Here is a 19,309-nt window from a genome sequence, read left to right as displayed (position 1 = left end):
CACCGTAAACCAGGAGTACCTCAGCGTGTTTCAAAAAGTTGACGCCTATGCGGGCGACCCCATTCTCTCTTTGATGGAGCGTTTCAAAGAAGATCCTCGCGCCGATAAAGTGAACCTGAGCATCGGGCTGTATTACAACGAAGATGGCATCATTCCGCAGTTGCAGGCCGTCGCTCAGGCCGAAGAGCGCCTGAACGCGCAACCGCATGGCGCATCGCTGTATCTGCCGATGGAAGGACTGAACAGCTACCGTCACACCATCGCGCCGCTGCTGTTTGGGGCTGATCATCCCGTTCTCAAGCAACAGCGTGTCGCTACCATTCAAACCCTGGGCGGTTCAGGGGCGTTAAAAGTCGGCGCTGATTTTCTGAAACGCTATTTCCCTGCGTCCGGGGTGTGGGTCAGCGACCCGACGTGGGAAAACCACGTGGCCATTTTCGAAGGGGCTGGATTCGAAGTAAGTACTTACCCCTGGTTTGATAACGACACCAAAGGCGTACGTTTTGGGGCGCTGCTGGAAAAACTCAACACTCTGCCAGCGCGCAGCATTGTGCTGCTGCATCCTTGCTGCCACAACCCGACCGGCTCCGATCTGGACAATACCCAGTGGGATGCGGTGGTTGAAGTCCTGAAAGCGCGCGAACTGATCCCGTTCCTCGATATCGCTTATCAGGGCTTTGGCGCAGGCATGGAGCAAGATGCCTACGCCATTCGCGCTATCGCCAGCGCGGGTTTGCCAGCGCTGGTCAGTAATTCGTTCTCGAAAATTTTCTCGCTGTATGGCGAACGCGTGGGCGGCCTGTCGATCGTCTGTGAAGATGCAGAAACCGCCGGTCGCGTGTTAGGCCAGTTGAAAGCCACCGTACGCCGCAACTACTCCAGCCCGCCAAATTTCGGCGCGCAGGTGGTGGCGATGGTGCTGGGCGATGACCAACTGAAAGCCAACTGGCTGGCGGAAGTGGAAGCGATGCGTACCCGCATTCTGGCGATGCGTCAGGCGTTGGTGGATGTTTTGAAAGACGCGATGCCGGACCGCAACTTTGATTACCTGCTCCAGCAACGCGGTATGTTCAGCTATACCGGGTTGAGCGCGGCACAGGTGGATCGGCTGCGCGATGAGTTTGGCGTCTATCTGATCGCCAGCGGACGTATGTGCGTGGCAGGGCTTAACAGCCGCAATGTGCAGCGTGTCGCCCAGGCTTTTGCCGCCGTGATGTGATCCTGCGGCCAGGGGGAAGCCGTTTTCAGCGTTATCCCCCTGGCCGCCGATAAATCGCCTTCCTGATTTTACCTTTCGCTCATTAGGCTACACACTTAACAGAACTGTTTTCTTTTAAGGGAGTAGCTTATGTGGTTCCAACAGACGCTGGTGCTGAAAGCCAGGCCAAGGGGATTCCATCTGGTTACCGACGAGGTTTTCAGCCAGATAGAAGGCCTTTCGCGCATCAGGGTTGGATTATTGCATCTGCTGCTTCAGCACACCTCCGCTTCTCTTACGCTCAATGAAAACTGCGATGCGTCGGTTCGCCGCGATATGGAGCGCTATTTTCTTCAGGCGGCGCCTGATAACGGTCCCTGGGAGCACGACTATGAAGGGCCGGACGATATGCCATCGCACATTAAGTCCTCGACGCTGGGCGTGTCGCTGATGCTACCCGTCAACAATGGGCGCGTGCAGCTCGGCACTTGGCAGGGGATTTGGTTAGGGGAACATCGCATCGACGGCGGGTCACGCCGGATTGTCGCCACCTTACAAGGGGAACCACAATGACGAACTCAGATTTACTGGATTATTGCATGAAGAAAACCGGCGCGGAGCAGAGCGTCCATAGTGACTGGAAAGCAACGCAGATTAAGCTGGTGGATGTGCTGTTCGCCATGGTTCACGATGTTAACGACAGGCCAGCCGTGTCGTTAAAAACCAGCCCGGAACTGGCTGAGTTGCTGCGTCAGAAACATCAGGATGTGTTTCCCAGCGCGCATTTGAATAAGGCGCACTGGAGCACGGTTTATCTGGATGGCAGTTTGCCCGCATCGCAAATTTATTACCTGATTGATGCATCCTATCAGCAGGCGGTGACGTTGCTGCCTGAACAGGTCAGGCAGCAATTGTCCGTATAACTAGCGGGATGTGGGAAGCATCGGTTTCAGGAAGCGCGCCGTGTAAGAGGCTTCGCATTCAGCGACGGTTTCCGGCGTGCCTGACACCAGTATTTCGCCGCCGCCGCTGCCGCCTTCCGGCCCCAGATCCACAATCCAGTCTGCGGTTTTGATGACGTCCAGGTTGTGCTCAATCACCACAATGGTATTGCCCTGATCGCGCAACTGGTGCAAGACATCAAGCAGTTGCTGGATATCGGCAAAATGCAGGCCGGTGGTGGGTTCATCGAGGATATACAGCGTCTGGCCGGTGCCACGTTTTGACAGCTCGCGCGCCAGTTTCACACGCTGGGCTTCGCCGCCGGACAGCGTCGTAGCCGATTGCCCAAGACGAATATAAGACAGCCCCACGTCCATCAGCGTTTGCAGCTTACGCGCCAGCGCGGGCACCGCATCGAAGAACGCGCGTGCGTCTTCAATCGTCATATCCAGCACTTCATGAATGCTCTTGCCTTTGTACTTAATTTCCAGGGTTTCGCGGTTATAGCGTTTGCCTTTGCACTGGTCGCACGGCACGTAGATATCCGGCAGGAAGTGCATTTCTACCTTGATCACACCGTCGCCCTGGCAGGCTTCGCAGCGACCGCCGCGCACGTTAAAGCTGAAGCGCCCCGGCGTGTAGCCGCGTGAACGCGCTTCCGGCACGCCGGCAAACAGCTCGCGCACCGGCGTAAACACGCCGGTATAGGTCGCCGGGTTGGAGCGCGGCGTACGGCCAATCGGGCTCTGGTCGATATCGATAACTTTATCGAAATGTTCCATGCCGTGGATTTCGCGATACGGCGCAGGTTCGGCGATCGTCGCGCCGTTAAGCTGGCGCTGGGCGATAGGGAACAGGGTATCGTTGATCAACGTCGATTTACCCGAGCCGGATACGCCGGTAATACAGGTAAACAGGCCCACCGGCAGCGTCAACGTCACGTCTTTCAGGTTGTTGCCCTTCGCGCCCACCAGCTTAAGGACTTTCGCCGGATCCGCCGGTACGCGCTGTTTCGGCACTGAAATTTCCCGCTTGCCGCTCAGGTACTGGCCGGTCAGCGATTCCTGAACCGCCATGATGTCTTTCATGGTGCCTTCAGCCACCACCTGGCCGCCATGCACGCCCGCGCCGGGGCCGATATCGATAATATGGTCGGCGGCGCGAATCGCGTCTTCATCGTGTTCCACCACAATCACGGTGTTACCGAGATCGCGCAGGTGGATCAGCGTTTCCAGCAGGCGTTCGTTATCGCGCTGATGCAGGCCGATTGACGGCTCATCCAGTACGTACATGACGCCTACCAGCCCCGCGCCAATCTGGCTTGCCAGACGGATACGCTGGGCTTCGCCGCCGGACAGGGTTTCCGCCGAGCGGGAAAGCGTTAAATAGTTGAGGCCGACGTTCACCAGGAATTTCAGGCGATCGCCAATCTCTTTCAGCACTTTTTCAGCGATTTTCGCGCGTTGGCCGGACAGTTTCAGATTGGTGAAAAAGTCCATGGCGTGGCCGATGCTCATGTCAGAGATGGTCGGCAGCGCCGTGTTTTCAACGAACACATGGCGTGACTCACGGCGCAGGCGGGTGCCTTCGCAGGTCGCGCAGGGGCGGTTGCTGATAAATTTCGCCAGGTCTTCACGCACGGCGGAAGACTCGGTTTCTTTATAGCGGCGCTCCATATTGTGCAGCACGCCTTCAAACGGATGGCGGCGCACGGAGGTGTCACCGCGATCGTTCATGTATTTAAATTCGATGGTTTCCCGGCCAGAACCGTTGAGCACCACGTTCTTCACGGTGGCGCTCAGTTCATTCCACGGCGTTTCCACGTCGAATTTGTAATGATCCGCCAGCGAACGCAGCATGGTGAAGTAGTAAAAGTTACGGCGGTCCCAGCCGCGGATAGCGCCGCCAGCCAACGACAGCTCGCCGTTTTGCACCACGCGATCGGGATCGAAATACTGTTGAACGCCCAGGCCGTCGCAGGTCGGGCAAGCGCCCGCCGGGTTGTTGAACGAAAACAGGCGCGGTTCCAGTTCGCGCATGCTGTAGCCACATACCGGGCAGGCGAAGTTAGCCGAAAACAGCATCTCTTCCGCGTCGGTATTGTCCATATCGGCGACCATCGCCGTACCGCCGGAAAGCTCCAGCGCGGTTTCAAACGATTCCGCCAGACGCTGCGCCAGATCGTCACGTACTTTGAAACGATCGATAACCACTTCGATAGTGTGCTTTTTATGCAGTTCCAGGGTCGGCGGATCGGAAAGATCGCACACCTCGCCGTCGATACGGGCGCGGATATATCCCTGGCTCGCAAGGTTTTCCAGGGTTTTGGTATGTTCGCCTTTACGCTCTTTGATCACCGGCGCCAACAACATCAGGCGCTTGCCTTCCGGCTGCGACAGCACGTTATCCACCATCTGGCTGACGGTTTGCGCCGCCAGCGGGACATTGTGATCCGGGCAGCGCGGTTCGCCGACGCGGGCAAACAACAGACGCAGATAATCGTGAATTTCAGTAATGGTGCCCACCGTAGAGCGTGGGTTATGCGACGTCGATTTTTGCTCGATCGAGATTGCAGGGGAGAGCCCCTCGATATGATCGACATCCGGCTTTTCCATCAGCGACAGGAATTGACGCGCATACGCCGACAGCGATTCGACGTAGCGACGCTGCCCTTCGGCATACAGGGTGTCAAAAGCCAGTGAGGATTTGCCTGAACCCGACAGCCCTGTCACGACAATAAGCTTGTCGCGGGGGATGACGAGATTGATATTCTTGAGATTGTGGGTGCGGGCGCCCCGTACTTCTATCTTATCCATTCACCTTTCCCGGTAGAAACGCTGTTTGCCTGGTCTTTCATGTTGCGCAAGAAAAGAGAACCGGCTGTCAGAAACGGCTAATTATGACACAATTTGACCTGAATGGATATACAGTATTGGAATGCATCTTCCAGCGTTTTGTGCGAAAATGTCGTCCTGGCGCTTTTTTCTGGAATACTGCTCGCAGCTATTACACTGCGGCTTTGTGATGGTACAATCGCGCGTTTACACTATTTAGAAACCTTTCAGGAGACTCGATCATGGCCAGCAGAGGCGTAAACAAGGTTATTCTCGTGGGTAATCTGGGCCAGGACCCGGAAGTACGCTATTTGCCGAGTGGTGGCGCAGTCGCTAACTTCACGCTGGCTACTTCGGACTCCTGGCGCGACAAGCAAACCGGCGAGATGAAAGAACAGACGGAATGGCACCGCGTGGTGATGTTCGGCAAACTGGCGGAAGTAGCCGGCGAATATCTGCGTAAAGGTTCCCAGGTCTATATTGAGGGCCAGCTGCGTACCCGCAAATGGACCGATCAATCCGGCCAGGAGCGCTACACCACCGAAATCAACGTTCCGCAAATCGGCGGCGTAATGCAGATGCTGGGTGGTCGCCAGGGCGGTGGCGCACCGGCAGGTGGCGGTCAGCAGCAGGGCGGTTGGGGTCAGCCTCAGCAACCGCAGCAGTCCCAGGGCGGCCAGTTCAGCGGCGGCGCGCAACCACGTCCGCAGCAGCAGGCTCCGGCGCAGTCAAACAATGAACCGCCGATGGATTTCGACGACGATATCCCGTTCTGATGTGACCTTAAGCATCAAATAAATCAACCCGCAATCAACATTGCGGGTTTTTTATTTTCTCTCAGGCATCTGCCTCAATAATAATGTTCAATCCTGGTTTTCCCATCGCGATTTAAACATCCCTGTTACTCTCCTGCCGTTAACGCCTACCTCTTTGTTAGGATTTTCGCCTTATTAAACTGATGCGAAACTTACTCCCACAAAATAAAGGGTTTTATACAAATGTAATAATCCCGCGAATAAACAGTTTTACGCGGAGATGAAATAAAGCCGGAAAAAATATTCACAGACCACAGGGAGACCGAATGACTATCGCAACCAATCCATTCAAAGCAGACTGGAGCCGTCGCGGCAATTTGCTTTGTCATGGTCACTGGATTATTACCTTTGAGGGGCGACCCGTGGAACTTCCTGAGCCTCGTCGTGAAAAAGATATGGGTACCAGGGGGATTTATTCCATTATCGATCCCGATGACGAAACTTTCGCGGATGGGTTGCCTGAAGATGAATGGATACTCGAAAATGTTGAATGGTTAACGGATTGCTTTTTTGATAACGCTATCCCGCTGGAAGAAGAGCATTACCGTGCATTCTGGAAAGCGGTAAACAAGCAGGACTGGCGTTGCACCAGCTGTGCGGGTTGCATGTAAAAAGCATCTAAAAAAAAGCCTCTGCATAGCAGAGGCGGGAAAATCAGGTCAGGATCATCGGCCACTCGGGCGGAGTCTGGCTAAGCACATCCCACATAACATCCTTGACGTGAGACCATGTTGCCGCGAAATCGATAGACAAACCCAGCAAACCCGTTGCGAAAGCGCAGGACGCTGCGATGCCTATTCCACTGCTGATTACCGCCAGCACTGCATAATCAGATTTACGAAATTGAATATTCAGGGTGCTGGCAAGAAACATCATCACGGCGCTGAGAAGTTGCCAGCGCATCATAACAATGCCAGTAGTCAGGGTAGCCATGTCACTGATTCCTTTAAATAAAGGCAACGCCTGTCAGGACAGGAGATAAAACTCCCGGCGGGTATCTGGCAAGCGTAGGGTTACTAACAATGAATGCAAATGCAGTAATTACATCTGATGTGTGAACTATATCACATTTGTTCTTTTATTCGCCACATCGAAGCGCTAATTTTTTTAGTGCTTAATAACCTTATAAATATTAAGACAAGCGGTCTGGCTTAAGCGAAGCGTTATTCCTTTCAGTAATAAAAACTCACCCTTTTGTCGTATTTCTTTCCTGTTTGCTAACTGAAATAGTGAATGGAGTTATGCCTGATAACATTTGCATAATACTTAATTAACTTCTATCGTGCATTATGCGTGACCGTAACATCGCCTTTATAGGTAATAAACAATTCAACCTCCTGATTTAAATGGGATTCAATAAGTCGCTAGATATTCATTTACGCACCAGAGTGTGTTTAACGCGCCCATTTATTTCTGCTTTCTAACGTTTCGCTAAATCGAGCTATTCATTACGGATGAGTGTTTATTATTTTTATTTTCAATAACATGTGAAAATGATAAGAAATGAATACTGCACAAAAACATAATCTCCTGGGAGATGGCGCTCAGGTATTGCGTATCCTGACCCAGGTGATTCCGCAGCTTTTACCGCATCGTTCATTGAAAGATATCGTTGGGGATATTCAGCACGCCCTGGGCAGTTCCGTCACCTGGATTGCCATTGAACATGATGGAGAACTTCAGGTTCATCACTCTGATGAAGGGGAGGATGGCTATGCGCAGGCGTGCCAAATCCTGTCGCATCCCCGCATCGTCGATCACCCTTACGTCTGGCGTATGCTGTCATGGCCGCAGGGCGTGGGGGCGCTTTTTTATCCGGGCCGGGAAGCACCTCTGAGTCAATTGCAAACCGGCATTTTATGCAAATTACCGCTGCGTGATTATGCGTCTACCGCCTGGCTGTTTTTAGCCTATCAACACACTCTGCCATCCATTACCATCCTCAAACACGGCGTGACGATCCTGGCGGACAAACTGCGGGATTATTTACTGGAGCAATCCGCCCGCGAATTCGCGTATCAGGAGCTCCAGCAGATTTCCGAACAATACAAAATACTCTTTGAGCGCGCGCCGGTATTAATGAATTCATTCGATCGAAACGGGCGTTGCACATTATGGAATGGTGAATGTGAAAGGGTATTCGGATGGACCATAGAGGAAATAAACCAGGCGGAAGATCCATTGGCACTATTTTATCCCGACCCGGTTATTCGCAGCGAGGTTCGGGAGTCGATCAATTCCAGCCCACTCACCGCCATGAAAGAGTGGCATCCCCTGCGACGTGACGGTACAACGTTAACGACGCTCTGGGCCAATATTTTATTACCGGATAATAGTGTATTGAATATTGGGCTTGATATTACTGCGCGTAAACAGGCCGAAAGGATATTAACGCTTAAAGCCACCATTGACGATCTCACGCAGTGTTTTAATCGGGCAGAAATATTAAATAAGCTCGAGAAGCAGCTTGACGCAACGCCCGTAGAGCCTTTTGCCGTTTTAATGATCGACCTCGATTATTTTAAACGTATTAATGATTCATGGGGACATGCAGCGGGTGACCAGGCGCTGCAGCATTTTTGCGATTGTCTCCGCGCCTGTGATTTCCCGGAATTTTATGTCGGGCGTTTAGGCGGGGAAGAGTTCTTAGTGTTACTTAAGGGAGGTGATTGCAATGATGCGGCGGTTTTTGCTGGACAACTTCGCGAAATGCTGGCGACAGCACCATTATTGATTGAGGATGTACCCGTTACGTTATCCTTTAGCGCCGGCGCGCTCGCCATCAGAGGGAAGGAGCTGATCCTTTCACAGGTGCTCACGGAAGCAGATAAAGCGCTTTATCAGGCCAAACATACCGGGCGTAACCGTACAGTTTGCGTTCGGCCCGGGGAGATTTGTTAACCGCTAAGCGCGCAGTGATTAATCCACAATCAATTCAGGTGTTTTAATTATTAAAATTTAATTAGATGTAATTAAGGTTACCGTTAAACAGCGAAAATAACGCACTTAAGATAAATTAACGCATTTTTTCTGGTAAAACCTGTGAATAATCTGAATAGATAAAGAAATTATATTCTGTGATAATAAAATCCTGTTGCTAATGTTCCGTTATTCATGCAACGTAACGCCTGTTTGCAGAGTGTCTATTCATAACCAAGCAGGCACAAACAGCAGGGATATGAGATCACGATGAATTTCAGGGCACGAAAAAACGCGTTACGACTGGCAGGCATTACACTCGTGGTGCTGCTTCCTGTCGCGCTTGCCCTGTGGTTAGCCCATCTTCGCGCAATAAGCGATACCCGCGCCCACCTCCATGCGTTTGCGCAATTAGTACTCGACAAAACCGAAATTGTAATCAAAGACGTTGACGCCGCGCGTGAGGAAGCGCTCACCTGGGCTGGTTTAATATGCAGTGCCGATCATCGGGCTAATATGTTGAATATCGTGCGCGGCCATCTTTATGTTGCGGATTTGATTTATGCCAGCGAAGATGAATTTCATTGCTCGACGGCAATGAACATGAAACAACACTGGATCATGGATGCCGCAAACTATACCCGCAGTACTAATATTGCGATCTATTATTACCGCGATACGCCATTTTATTCCGGACATAAAATGGTGTATATGCGTAAAGGGAACTATGTCGCGGTAGTGAATCCCCTTTCCTATAGTGAAGTGATGTCCACGGATAGCCATTTACAGTTTGGCTTGTTTGATACCGTGACGAATCAATTCTTTTCGTTAAGCCAGCAGGCCGATGCGAAATTATTTGAACAGTTAATCAGTAATAAAGAGACCAATTTTCAGGTCAACGATCGCTATTATGCGATTGCGCAATCCAGCGTGCGTCCGATCGCTATTATTGTCTCGACCAGTTCGCAGCGTATATTCCAGGAGTGGTATCACCAGATTACCCTGACACTGCCGCTGGGACTCATTTGCAGCGTGATTATTCTGCTGATGTGGTCGCGTACCCGTCAGCAGTTTAATTCGCCTGCCCGCATGCTACAGCGTGCGCTGCAAAAACGTCAGCTTTGCCTCCATTATCAACCGATAGTCGATATCAAAAACGGCACCTGCGTCGGCGCTGAAGCGCTATTGCGGTGGCCCGGTTTTAACGGCCCGATAATGAGCCCGGTTGAGTTTATTCCGCTGGCGGAAAAAGAGGGATTGATTGCCCGGGTTACCGATTACGTCATAGAAGAGTTGTATCAGGATCTCGGCGAGTTTTTGGCGGCCCATCCGGAGCTTTATATCTCCATCAATCTTTCCGCGTCCGATTTTCACTCTGCCCGTCTGATCGCGCTGATCGAACAGAAAAACCGTCAATTTGGCGTTAAAGCGCAGCAAATTAAGATCGAAGTGACCGAGCGCGGCGTGATTGACGTGACGAAAACCGCACCGGTGGTTCAGGCCTTCCGCCGCTCAGGCTTTGAAATTGCCATCGATGATTTTGGTACCGGCTATTCCAATCTTCATAATCTGTACTCGCTGAATGTCGATATGCTGAAAATCGATAAAACCTTTATCGACACGCTGACCACCAACAGCACCAGCCATTTAATCGTTGAGCATATTATTGAAATGGCGCAAAGCCTGCGCCTCAAGATTATTGCCGAAGGGGTGGAAACCCCTGAGCAAATTAGCTGGCTGTTAAAGCGTAACGTGCAGTTCTGTCAGGGGTGGTATTTCGCGAAGGCGATGTCGTCTCATGAACTCATTAGCTGGGTATACGAGGCTGAAGTTAAGACGTTATTACGGGAAGCTAATCCCGCCACTCTGGTCTGAAGCCGGTAGTCGGTCGGCGTAATGTCATATTCCCGGCGGAACACGCGTGAAAAAGTCTGCTGTGAAACGTAACCGTGATCCATGGCAATATCAAAAATAGGCCGCCGCGTATTACGCAGCGCTTCTGCCGCCATCGATAACCGGCGCTGACGAATATACTCTCCGAGCGACTGCCGCATCACGGTGCGGAACATCCGCTGTAAGTACCATTTTGAATAACCAGATTTTTTCGCCACCACGTCGATATTCAGCGGTTGGTCAATGTGTTCATCGATCCATTCAATCAGTGTGCTGATAATTTCCGGATGTGACATAAGCGTCCCTCATCGTAAGTTATCGATAGTCGTTCTCATTGGCGGCGAGTATAATTCCTCAAGTTAACTTGAGGTAAAGCGTTATGGAGAAGAAAAAACCGCGCATTAAACCCTTTCTGACGCCCGGCGAAGTGGCAAAACGCAGCGGCGTCGCCGTTTCCGCGCTGCATTTTTATGAGAGCAAAGGGCTGATAAAAAGTACCCGTAATGCGGGAAATCAGCGGCGCTATAAGCGTGATGTGCTGCGCTATGTGGCGATCATTAAAATCGCTCAGCGTATCGGTATCCCGCTCGCCACCATTAATCAGGCGCTCAGCGTATTGCCTGAAGGGCATTCCATCAGTCCGAAGGAGTGGCAACAGCTTTCGTCACGCTGGCGGGACGAGCTTGACCGACGTATCCAGACTTTAACGTCGCTGCGTGATGAACTGGATGGCTGTATCGGCTGCGGATGTTTGTCGCGTCGCGATTGCCCGTTGCGTAACCCGGAGGATCGGCTGGGCCTGGAAGGGACAGGCGCGCGATTACTGGAAGAGGGTGAACACTAAAAAAACTAAAGCGCCAACTGCGGGCGCTTTAGTTTGGTTCCGGTCTTTGTCTTTATCAGTATCCCGCTTTCTCACGGGAGGGTTTCCCCCGACGTCGGCGCCCCTCAATCGTAGTCTCTCAGGAGGTTCCGGTCTGCACCGATAATTTGAGTATATCCCTGGTCCCTGTTTCTTCCAGCCATTCTGGCGGTTTTTTGCGCTAACTTTTGCGCCAACTTGCCGCAATTTTCTATAGTTAAATTCACCTCTTCGCGATGAGAACTTGCCATGCTGACCGTGCATCACCTGAATAACTCCCGATCGCAGCGTATTCTTTGCGCGCTGGAAGAACTCAATTTGCCCTATCAGATTGTCCGCTACCAACGTGAACCCACGATGATGGCGCCGCCTGCGCTGAAAAAAGTGCATCCGTTGGGCAAATCACCGGTGCTGGAGGACGAGGGGGTTGTGCTGGCGGAGTCCGGCGCGATCCTGGAATACCTTCAGGAAACCTACGATAACCAGGGTCAACTTAAGCCTGCCGATGCCCAGGGAAAAATCGATTACCGCTTCTGGCTGCACTACGCAGAGGGATCGCTGATGCCGTTGCTGATGATGAAGCTGGTGTTCAGTAGCCTGGGTAAACCGCCGGTGCCGTTTGGCTTTCGCACCCTGGGTAAACTGTTAGGGCAGGGGGTACAGAAAAGTTATCTGAACAAACAGATCGCCACCCATGCGCAATTTATCGAGCAATCGCTTGAGGGCCGCGAATGGTTTGCCGGGGATCGCTTTAGCATGGCGGATATCCAGATGAGCTTTCCGGCTATTGCGCTGCTGACCCGGGGGGGAATCGATAATTTGCCTAACCTTCAGCGCTGGAAGCAGCGTTTCGAACAACGACCGGCCTGGCAGCGCGCCATCACCAAAGGCGGGCCATTTTCGCTTCCCGGCGGCTAATCATGCATCCATGGTTGAGTGGATTTTGTTATGACTTTGCGCATCGACGATAACGTTTGCGCATTTGTCGGTGAAGAAATCATCACCTGGATGAATTTTTCGCGAAAAGCGGCAAAGTTAAGTTGAAAAACCCCGTCACAAGGCTGGATAATCGTTTGCCTTAACTTTACGCACCGTTTTCTATGCGCGGAGTTAAACGTTTGCTTATTGTGACCCCACCCATTTGTCACTCATTGAGCACAGGGATCTGACGTTTAGCTGGCAGCGGGTTGTCCACCACGCATAGAAACGAACTACAAAAAATCTCAGGGGATGTTTCTATGTCTACGCCATCTGCGCGTACCGGCTCGCTTGATGCCTGGTTTAAGGTTTCTGCCCGTGGCAGTACCGTCCGTCAGGAAATCGTTGCAGGCCTCACCACCTTTTTGGCCATGGTCTATTCCGTTATCGTAGTTCCGGGCATGCTGGGTAAAGCGGGCTTCCCGCCAGCCGCCGTTTTCGTTGCAACCTGTCTGGTTGCCGGTATCGGCTCATTACTGATGGGCCTGTGGGCAAACCTGCCGCTGGCGATCGGTTGCGCGATCTCCTTAACCGCCTTTACCGCGTTCAGCCTGGTGCTGGGCCAGCAAATCAGCGTGCCGGTCGCCTTAGGCGCGGTGTTCCTGATGGGTGTGCTGTTTACCATTATTTCCGCCACCGGCATTCGTAGCTGGATTTTACGCAACCTGCCCCAGGGCATTGCGCACGGCACCGGTATCGGTATCGGCCTGTTCCTGCTGCTGATTGCGGCGAACGGCGTTGGCCTGGTTATCAAAAACCCGCTGGACGGCTTGCCGGTGGCGTTGGGTCACTTCGCCAGCTTCCCGGTGATCATGTCGCTGATTGGCCTGGCGGTGATTATTGGTCTGGAAAAACTGAAAGTGCCGGGCGGCATCCTGCTGACCATTATCGGCGTTTCTATCGTGGGGCTGATTTTCGATCCGAGCGTGAAGTTCTCCGGCCTGTTCGCCATGCCGTCGCTGAGCGATGAAAACGGCAACTCGCTGATCGGCAGCCTGGACATCATGGGCGCGCTGAACCCGGTGGTGATCCCAAGCGTACTGGCGCTGGTGATGACGGCGGTGTTCGATGCCACCGGGACAATCCGCGCGGTAGCCGGTCAGGCAAACCTGCTGGATAAAGACGGGCAGATTATCGATGGCGGCAAAGCGCTGACCACCGACTCCCTGAGCAGCGTGTTCTCTGGCCTGGTGGGCGCAGCGCCTGCCGCAGTGTATATCGAATCCGCCGCAGGTACGGCGGCGGGCGGCAAAACCGGCCTGACGGCAATCACCGTTGGCGTGCTGTTCCTGCTGATCCTGTTCCTGTCTCCGCTCTCCTACCTGGTACCGGCTTACGCCACTGCGCCTGCCCTGATGTATGTCGGCCTGCTGATGCTGAGCAACGTGGCGAAAATCGATTTCGCAGATTTCGTTGACGCCATGTCCGGCCTGATCACCGCCGTGTTTATCGTGCTGACCTGTAACATCGTAACCGGCATCATGATTGGCTTCGCATCGCTGGTGATCGGTCGTCTGGTCTCCGGCGAATGGCGCAAGCTCAATGTCGGCACCGTGATTATTGCTATCGCGCTGGTGGCGTTCTACGCGGGCGGTTGGGCGATTTAATCGTCACCCACTCTGATAAACGGGCCGAAGTCGGCCCGTTTTTGTTTTTAAGGCACATCCTGTTTCCTTTTTGTTGGTGTCGATGTTCTATTATCTGAGGAGTCTCTTTTTTCGACAGGCATCATCGCATTCAAGGACAGCATGGAAATTTTCTTTACCATTCTTATCATGACCCTTGTGGTCTCGCTCTCCGGGGTCGTTACCCGGGTACTTCCCTTCCAGGTTCCCCTCCCGTTAATGCAAATCGCCATTGGCGCCTTGCTCGCCTGGCCGACGTTTGGTTTGCATGTGGACTTTAATCCGGAACTGTTTCTGGTGCTGTTTATCCCGCCGCTGCTGTTTGCCGACGGCTGGAAAACGCCGACCCGTGAATTTCTCGATCATGGACGGGAGATCATTGGCCTCGCGCTGGCGCTGGTGCTGGTCACCGTAGTCGGGATCGGTTTCCTGATTTACTGGATGGTGCCGGGCATTCCGTTGATCCCCGCTTTTGCGCTGGCCGCTGTGCTGTCGCCCACCGATGCGGTGGCGCTGTCCGGCATCGTCGGCGAAGGGCGCATCCCGAAGAAAATCATGGGCATTTTGCAGGGCGAAGCGTTAATGAACGACGCCTCCGGCCTGGTGGCCCTGAAGTTTGCCGTGGCGGTGGCGATGGGCACCATGGTGTTTACCGTGGGCGGCGCGACGGTGGAGTTTATGAAAGTGGCGATAGGCGGTTTGCTGGCCGGTATCGCCGTCGCCTGGCTGTATGGGCGGTCGCTGCGCTGGCTGAGCCGCTGGGGCGGCGATGAACCCGCTACGCAGATTGTGCTGCTGTTCCTGCTGCCGTTCGCCTCTTATTTGATTGCCGAACATATTGGCGTATCCGGCATTCTGGCCGCCGTGGCCGCCGGGATGACCATCACCCGTTCCGGCGTGATGCGCCGCGCGCCGTTAGCGATGCGCCTGCGCGCCAACAGCGTCTGGTCGATGCTGGAGTTTGTGTTTAACGGCATGGTGTTTCTGATGCTTGGCCTGCAAATGCCTGGCATTCTGGAAACCTCGCTGACCGCCGCCGAAGCCGATCCGAACGTCGAAGTGTGGATGTTGTTCCTCGATATCTTCATCATCTACGCGGCGTTGATTCTGGTGCGCTACGCCTGGCTGTGGGTGATGAAACACTTCAGCCGACGCTTCCTGAAGAAGAAGCCGATGGAGTTTGGCGCGTGGAAAACCCGTGATCTGTTGATCGCCTCCTTCGCGGGCGTGCGCGGGGCCATTACTCTGGCGGGTGTGTTGTCTATCCCGCTGCTGCTTGCCGACGGCACGCCGTTCCCGGCGCGTTATGAGCTGATTTTCCTGGCGGCGGGCGTGATCCTGATTTCCCTGTTCGTCGGCGTGATTATGCTGCCGATCCTGCTTCAGCATGTGGAAGTGACCGATCAGGCGAAAGCGCGGGAAGAGGAGCGCCTGGCGCGTTCGGTGACGGCGGAAGTGGCGATTGTCGCTATCCAGAAAAAAGAGGAACGCATGGCGGCGGACGTCAATGAAAACATCGACACCCAACTGCTGAAAGAGGTGAGCGCACGGGTGATTGGGAATCTGCGCCGCCGGGCCGACGGGCGCAGCGACGCGGAAAACAGCGCGCTGGAAGAGAATCTGGAGCGCCGGTTCCGCCTTGCCGCGCTGCGCTCAGAACGCGCAGAGTTGTACCATCTGCGCGCTACCCGGCAAATCAGTAACGATACGCTGCAAAAATTGCTGCACGATCTCGATTTGCTGGAAGCGCTGCTTATCGAGAAGCATTAAACCTTACTGGCCAGCGGCGGCTGGCCAGTACTCTTTGCAGCACTGCAGCCAGGCCTGAGCGCTGTGGGAAAGGTACACCCCTTCACGCCAAATCATCCCTAACTCCCAGCGTAACGGGCTGCGCAGCGGCATCCAGGTCAGAATTGTGTTATCCAACTTACGGCAGATCGGCTCCGGTAAAATCGCAATCCCGACGCCCGCCTGTACCATCGCCGCCAAAAAATCCCACTGCCCGCTGCGTACCGTGATATGCGGGCTGATGCCGAGCGTGGCAAACAACTGCATGAGCTGGCGGCTTAACGAGAAATCCTCGTTGTAAATCAATAGCGGATGTCTGGCCAGTTCATGCGGCTCGACAAAATCCCGTTTAACCCAATCGCCGGAGCGGGGGGCGAGCACGCACAGCGGATGGCTAAATAAAGGGAGTGTGGCGAACTCATGTTCTTCTTCAACCGGCAGGGCCGTCATCGCTAAATCCAGCTCGCCATTCATGACCGCCTGCTGAACGGTCAGGCCGCCGAACTCGGAGATTTTGAGCTCCACACCCGGATAGCGCTGGCGGTATAAGCCAATCGGCCCGGCCATCAGCATTCCCACCATCGGCGGGATACCGAGGCGCAGCGTTCCTTTCTCAAGGTGATGGATATCGCTGAGTTCGGCCTCCAGCTGGCGAAATTCCGCGAGAATGGCGATCCCGCGTTCATACACCACTTTGCCGGTGTCGGTCAGCAAGAGCTTACGCCCGTCACGGATCAGCAGCGTGCAGTTAAGATCATCTTCCAGATTGCGCAGCATTTTGCTGATGGTTGGCTGGGTCACAAACAGATTCTGCGCCGCGCGGGTAAAGCTCTGCTGCCTCACGACCTCGACAAAATAACGCAGCGTTTTGATATCCATAAGTATTCCTTCCGCCTATACCTACAATGATTTTAATTCATTTCAGCACAGCAAACAGGGTCTCTATAATCACGCTTCACGTTTTTAACAGGAATTTTGTGATGTCCCTGGCGTTACGTCGGCTCCCCACTGTGATCGCTTATCTTCAAACCCCCGTTCAGGTACTGATTTACGCCGGTTTGTTTCTCTTTGCGCAGTATCTCGTCACGCACTTTCATCTGCCGCTACCGGCAAATTTGATCGGCATGGCATTAATGCTGGCGCTGATCGTCACGCGGATTGTGCCGCTAAACTGGGTCAGAGCGGGTTCGCGCTGGCTGCTCGCCGAGATGCTGCTGTTTTTTGTGCCCGCCGTGGTGGCGGTGGTGAATTATGCGCAGCTTCTGCTGATCGACGGCTGGCGGATCTTTCTGGTGATTGGCATCAGTACGCTACTGGTGCTGGGCAGCACGGCCTGGGTAGTGGATAAGGTGTACCGTTTTGAACTGGCGCGTGCCGGTAAGGGCGCGGGCGATGAGTAATGCCATGCTGAGCCTGCTGTGTCTGGCGGTCACGCTGGCGCTCTATTTTGCCAATAAAAAACTCTACCGCCGTTTTCGTAAATTACCCCTGATGCCGCTCGTGCTGACGCCATTTTTACTGGTGCTGATGTTGGTGTTCGGTCACATCTCTTATCAAAACTATATGGGGGAAACCCACTGGTTGCTGTGGTTACTCGGGCCTGCGACCATTGCGTTTGCCGTCCCGGTGTACGACAACCTGGCGACCATCCGTCGTCACTGGTTGTCATTAAGCGCCGGGGTGATCACCGCCACAGTGGTCTCCATCACCAGTTCGGTATGGCTGGCGCGGCTGTTTATTTTGCCGGATACCATTCAACGCAGCCTCGCGGTGCGCTCCGTCACGACGCCGTTCGCGCTAGCCGCGGCGCAACCGCTCGGCGGGCAACCGGAGCTGGTCGCGTTATTTGTGGTGGTTACCGGCGTATTCGGTATGGCGGTGGGAGATGTGTTGTTTTTACGGCTGGCGATCAAAGCGGGGATGGCGAAAGGCGCCGGATTCGGCGCAGCCTCTCACGGCGCGGGTACGGCGCGCTCCTATGAACTGGGCGCGCAGGAAGGTGTGGTGGCCAGCCTGGTGATGATGCTATCAGGCGTGGTGATGGTGTTGATTGCTCCGCTGGTGGCGAAGGTGATGTTTTAGCCAACCGGGCAAGGCTTGATGAACGTACACAAGCCTCGCCGGGCAGGTTAATGCGCTTTATGCGCCATGATTTCAATAATTTGCTTGTCGGTTTGCTGCATGGAATGGCAGGCCAGCGCGCACAGATTGGAGATGGATTGCTCAACGTCCTGCGCCACAATGCCTTCGTTGCCCGTTACCGCCGTGTCATCCAGTGCCATCAGCACCGCTTTCCAGGCGGCGGCGGCGCTGGTTGAGACCTTCATCGCACAACTGTTAGAGGCGCCATCACAAATCATTCCGCTCACATCGCCAATCATACTGCTGATAGCCATGGCGATGGTGTCATAGCTTCCCTCCGCCAGCCATGCCATGCCTGCCGCCGCGCCCATGGCCGCGGTGGTGGCGGCGCATAATGCCGATAAGCGAGGCAACTGATGGTGAATATAGATGGCGCTGAGATGGGAAAGCATCAGCGCGCGGGCTAAACGCTCATCATCCGCGCCAACATATTCGGCTACCACTACCACGGGAAGGGTCGCTGTAATGCCCTGATTGCCGGACCCAGAGTTGCTCATCGCGGGTAACGTTGCGCCGCCCATTCGGGCATCGGATGCCGCGCTGGTACGGATCACAATCGCCGTTGAAAGATCGTCAGCCAGCAGGCCGCGCGCGCACTGTTTTTTCAGCGTCGCGCCGATGTGTAATCCCCACGCGTTGCGCAATCCTTCCTGAGATAACGCGCCATTCAGCGTTGCCGCATCGAGAATAAAACGTATCGACTCGAAAGGGACGTGGTTCACAAACGCCAGTATCTCTTTCAGCGATGTGGTGGATAACACCCCCAGCGCAGACGACCGATCGTCGTCCTGAACGAGCCTGTCCTGAGAAAACACCACCCCTTGATGGGTTTCGATGCGCGCAATGTCGGTATGCCCGCCGACAATCGTCACGCAGGCCCACGCGTTTGCGCTGTAGACTTTAGCGCGGGCAAAGAGGATGTCGTGACAGGGCTCCTGTAACTTCACGGCGACCTTACCGGCGTTCAACAGGGCTTTCGCTGCGTCAATCGCCCCGGCAGACGCGCTTTTAAGCACTTCAAGCCCTGCCTTGCCGTCACCGCCCAGCGCGCCGAGCGCCGCCGCGATAGGTAGCCCAACCATACCGGTACCGGGAACTGTGACGCCCATACCGTTTTTCATCAGGTTAGGTGAAACCCAGGCCTCAATGCGCTCAATGTTCCCCTCGAGATGGGCTGCCGCGACCGCTGCCGCCAGGGCCAGAGAGATCGGCTCCGTACACCCCAGCGCGGGTTTAACTTCTTCCCGCACCACCTGAATAAAACGCTGCCATAACGGTTTTAATAAAATCTCAGACATAACAACAACCTTAAA

Annotated in this window: 17 protein-coding genes and 1 pseudogene; 13 read left to right on the top strand and 5 right to left on the bottom strand. The window is 54.1% G+C overall.

All coding sequences use genetic code 11. The features are described from left to right. The first annotated feature begins 25 nt into the window (after positions 1 to 25). From tyrB to FHW74_RS07780, 3 genes are all read left to right on the top strand, one after another. Positions 26 to 1,219 carry an aromatic amino acid transaminase gene (gene tyrB / locus FHW74_RS07790; protein WP_183169903.1) on the top strand — a complete coding sequence of 398 codons (1,194 nt, stop codon included), beginning with the start codon at positions 26 to 28 and terminating at the stop codon, positions 1,217 to 1,219. Between the two features lie 129 nt (positions 1,220 to 1,348). Beyond that, positions 1,349 to 1,771 (top strand): secondary thiamine-phosphate synthase enzyme YjbQ, encoded by a 423-nt coding sequence (locus FHW74_RS07785; RefSeq protein ID WP_183169902.1) that lies wholly within the window; start codon positions 1,349 to 1,351, stop codon positions 1,769 to 1,771. Further along, a complete protein-coding gene (locus tag FHW74_RS07780; RefSeq protein WP_183169901.1) occupies positions 1,768 to 2,121 on the top strand; it encodes an MmcQ/YjbR family DNA-binding protein in 354 nt (117 codons plus the stop codon). Before FHW74_RS07785 ends, FHW74_RS07780 begins: the two co-directional genes overlap by 4 nt. On the opposite strand, the gene uvrA is transcribed toward FHW74_RS07780, so the two are convergent. Further along, positions 2,122 to 4,956 carry an excinuclease ABC subunit UvrA gene (gene uvrA / locus FHW74_RS07775; RefSeq protein ID WP_183169900.1) on the bottom strand — a complete coding sequence of 945 codons (2,835 nt, stop codon included), beginning with the start codon at positions 4,954 to 4,956 and terminating at the stop codon, positions 2,122 to 2,124. A gap of 260 nt (positions 4,957 to 5,216) precedes the next feature. Between uvrA and ssb1 the strand changes: the two genes are divergently transcribed. After that, positions 5,217 to 5,750 (top strand): single-stranded DNA-binding protein SSB1, encoded by a 534-nt coding sequence (gene ssb1 / locus FHW74_RS07770; protein WP_183169899.1) that lies wholly within the window; start codon positions 5,217 to 5,219, stop codon positions 5,748 to 5,750. 305 nt (positions 5,751 to 6,055) lie between these two features. After that, a complete protein-coding gene (locus FHW74_RS07765; RefSeq protein WP_183169898.1) occupies positions 6,056 to 6,400 on the top strand; it encodes a hypothetical protein in 345 nt (114 codons plus the stop codon). Between the two features lie 43 nt (positions 6,401 to 6,443). Here the strand turns inward: FHW74_RS07765 and FHW74_RS07760 are convergent, their stop codons facing one another. Beyond that, the gene (locus FHW74_RS07760) at positions 6,444 to 6,722 is read right to left on the bottom strand and encodes a YjcB family protein (RefSeq protein WP_183169897.1); all 279 of its coding nucleotides are present in this window, start codon (positions 6,720 to 6,722) and stop codon (positions 6,444 to 6,446) included. A gap of 570 nt (positions 6,723 to 7,292) precedes the next feature. On the opposite strand from FHW74_RS07760, the gene FHW74_RS07755 reads away from it, so the two are divergent. Then, on the top strand, positions 7,293 to 8,690 hold the full coding sequence (locus FHW74_RS07755) for a sensor domain-containing diguanylate cyclase (protein ID WP_183169896.1): 1,398 nt from the start codon (positions 7,293 to 7,295) through the stop codon (positions 8,688 to 8,690). Between the two features lie 288 nt (positions 8,691 to 8,978). After that, complete coding sequence (locus FHW74_RS07750; protein WP_183169895.1) at positions 8,979 to 10,583, top strand: EAL domain-containing protein; 1,605 nt, start codon at positions 8,979 to 8,981, stop codon at positions 10,581 to 10,583. On the opposite strand, the pseudogene soxS reads toward FHW74_RS07750, so the two are convergent. Beyond that, a pseudogene (gene soxS / locus FHW74_RS07745) lies at positions 10,580 to 10,897 on the bottom strand (superoxide response transcriptional regulator SoxS); the annotation flags it as partial. The gene FHW74_RS07750 and the pseudogene soxS overlap by 4 nt on opposite strands. Positions 10,898 to 10,980: 83 nt before the next feature. Here soxS and soxR point away from each other — a divergent pair. The 4 genes from soxR (at position 10,981) to FHW74_RS07725 (ending at position 15,836) form a co-directional block, all read left to right on the top strand. After that, positions 10,981 to 11,445 (top strand): redox-sensitive transcriptional activator SoxR, encoded by a 465-nt coding sequence (gene soxR / locus FHW74_RS07740; protein WP_183169893.1) that lies wholly within the window; start codon positions 10,981 to 10,983, stop codon positions 11,443 to 11,445. A gap of 267 nt (positions 11,446 to 11,712) precedes the next feature. Further along, positions 11,713 to 12,381, top strand: a complete 669-nt coding sequence (locus tag FHW74_RS07735; RefSeq protein ID WP_183169892.1) for a glutathione S-transferase family protein — start codon at positions 11,713 to 11,715, stop codon at positions 12,379 to 12,381. Positions 12,382 to 12,701: 320 nt separating this feature from the next. Then, entirely contained in the window at positions 12,702 to 14,048 is a 1,347-nt protein-coding gene (locus FHW74_RS07730; RefSeq protein WP_183169891.1) for an NCS2 family permease, read from the top strand. A gap of 141 nt (positions 14,049 to 14,189) precedes the next feature. Beyond that, positions 14,190 to 15,836, top strand: coding sequence for a Na+/H+ antiporter (locus tag FHW74_RS07725; protein ID WP_183169890.1), 1,647 nt, complete (start codon positions 14,190 to 14,192; stop codon positions 15,834 to 15,836). Positions 15,837 to 15,839: 3 nt separating this feature from the next. Here the strand turns inward: FHW74_RS07725 and FHW74_RS07720 are convergent, their stop codons facing one another. Further along, positions 15,840 to 16,733 carry a LysR family transcriptional regulator gene (locus FHW74_RS07720; RefSeq protein ID WP_183169889.1) on the bottom strand — a complete coding sequence of 298 codons (894 nt, stop codon included), beginning with the start codon at positions 16,731 to 16,733 and terminating at the stop codon, positions 15,840 to 15,842. Between the two features lie 101 nt (positions 16,734 to 16,834). Between FHW74_RS07720 and FHW74_RS07715 the strand changes: the two genes are divergently transcribed. Together FHW74_RS07715 and FHW74_RS07710 are read left to right on the top strand one after the other, a co-directional pair. Further along, entirely contained in the window at positions 16,835 to 17,254 is a 420-nt protein-coding gene (locus FHW74_RS07715) for a CidA/LrgA family protein (RefSeq protein ID WP_183169888.1), read from the top strand. Next, positions 17,247 to 17,936 carry an LrgB family protein gene (locus FHW74_RS07710; RefSeq protein WP_183169887.1) on the top strand — a complete coding sequence of 230 codons (690 nt, stop codon included), beginning with the start codon at positions 17,247 to 17,249 and terminating at the stop codon, positions 17,934 to 17,936. Before FHW74_RS07715 ends, FHW74_RS07710 begins: the two co-directional genes overlap by 8 nt. A 47-nt stretch (positions 17,937 to 17,983) precedes the next feature. Here FHW74_RS07710 and FHW74_RS07705 read toward each other — a convergent pair whose 3' ends face one another. Further along, positions 17,984 to 19,294 (bottom strand): serine dehydratase subunit alpha family protein, encoded by a 1,311-nt coding sequence (locus tag FHW74_RS07705; RefSeq protein ID WP_183169886.1) that lies wholly within the window; start codon positions 19,292 to 19,294, stop codon positions 17,984 to 17,986. Between the last annotated feature and the right edge of the window lie 15 nt (positions 19,295 to 19,309).

Source organism: Atlantibacter sp. RC6 (assembly GCF_014193285.1).
Classification (GTDB): domain Bacteria; phylum Pseudomonadota; class Gammaproteobacteria; order Enterobacterales; family Enterobacteriaceae; genus Atlantibacter.
This window is presented reverse-complemented; position numbering and strand designations above follow the sequence as displayed.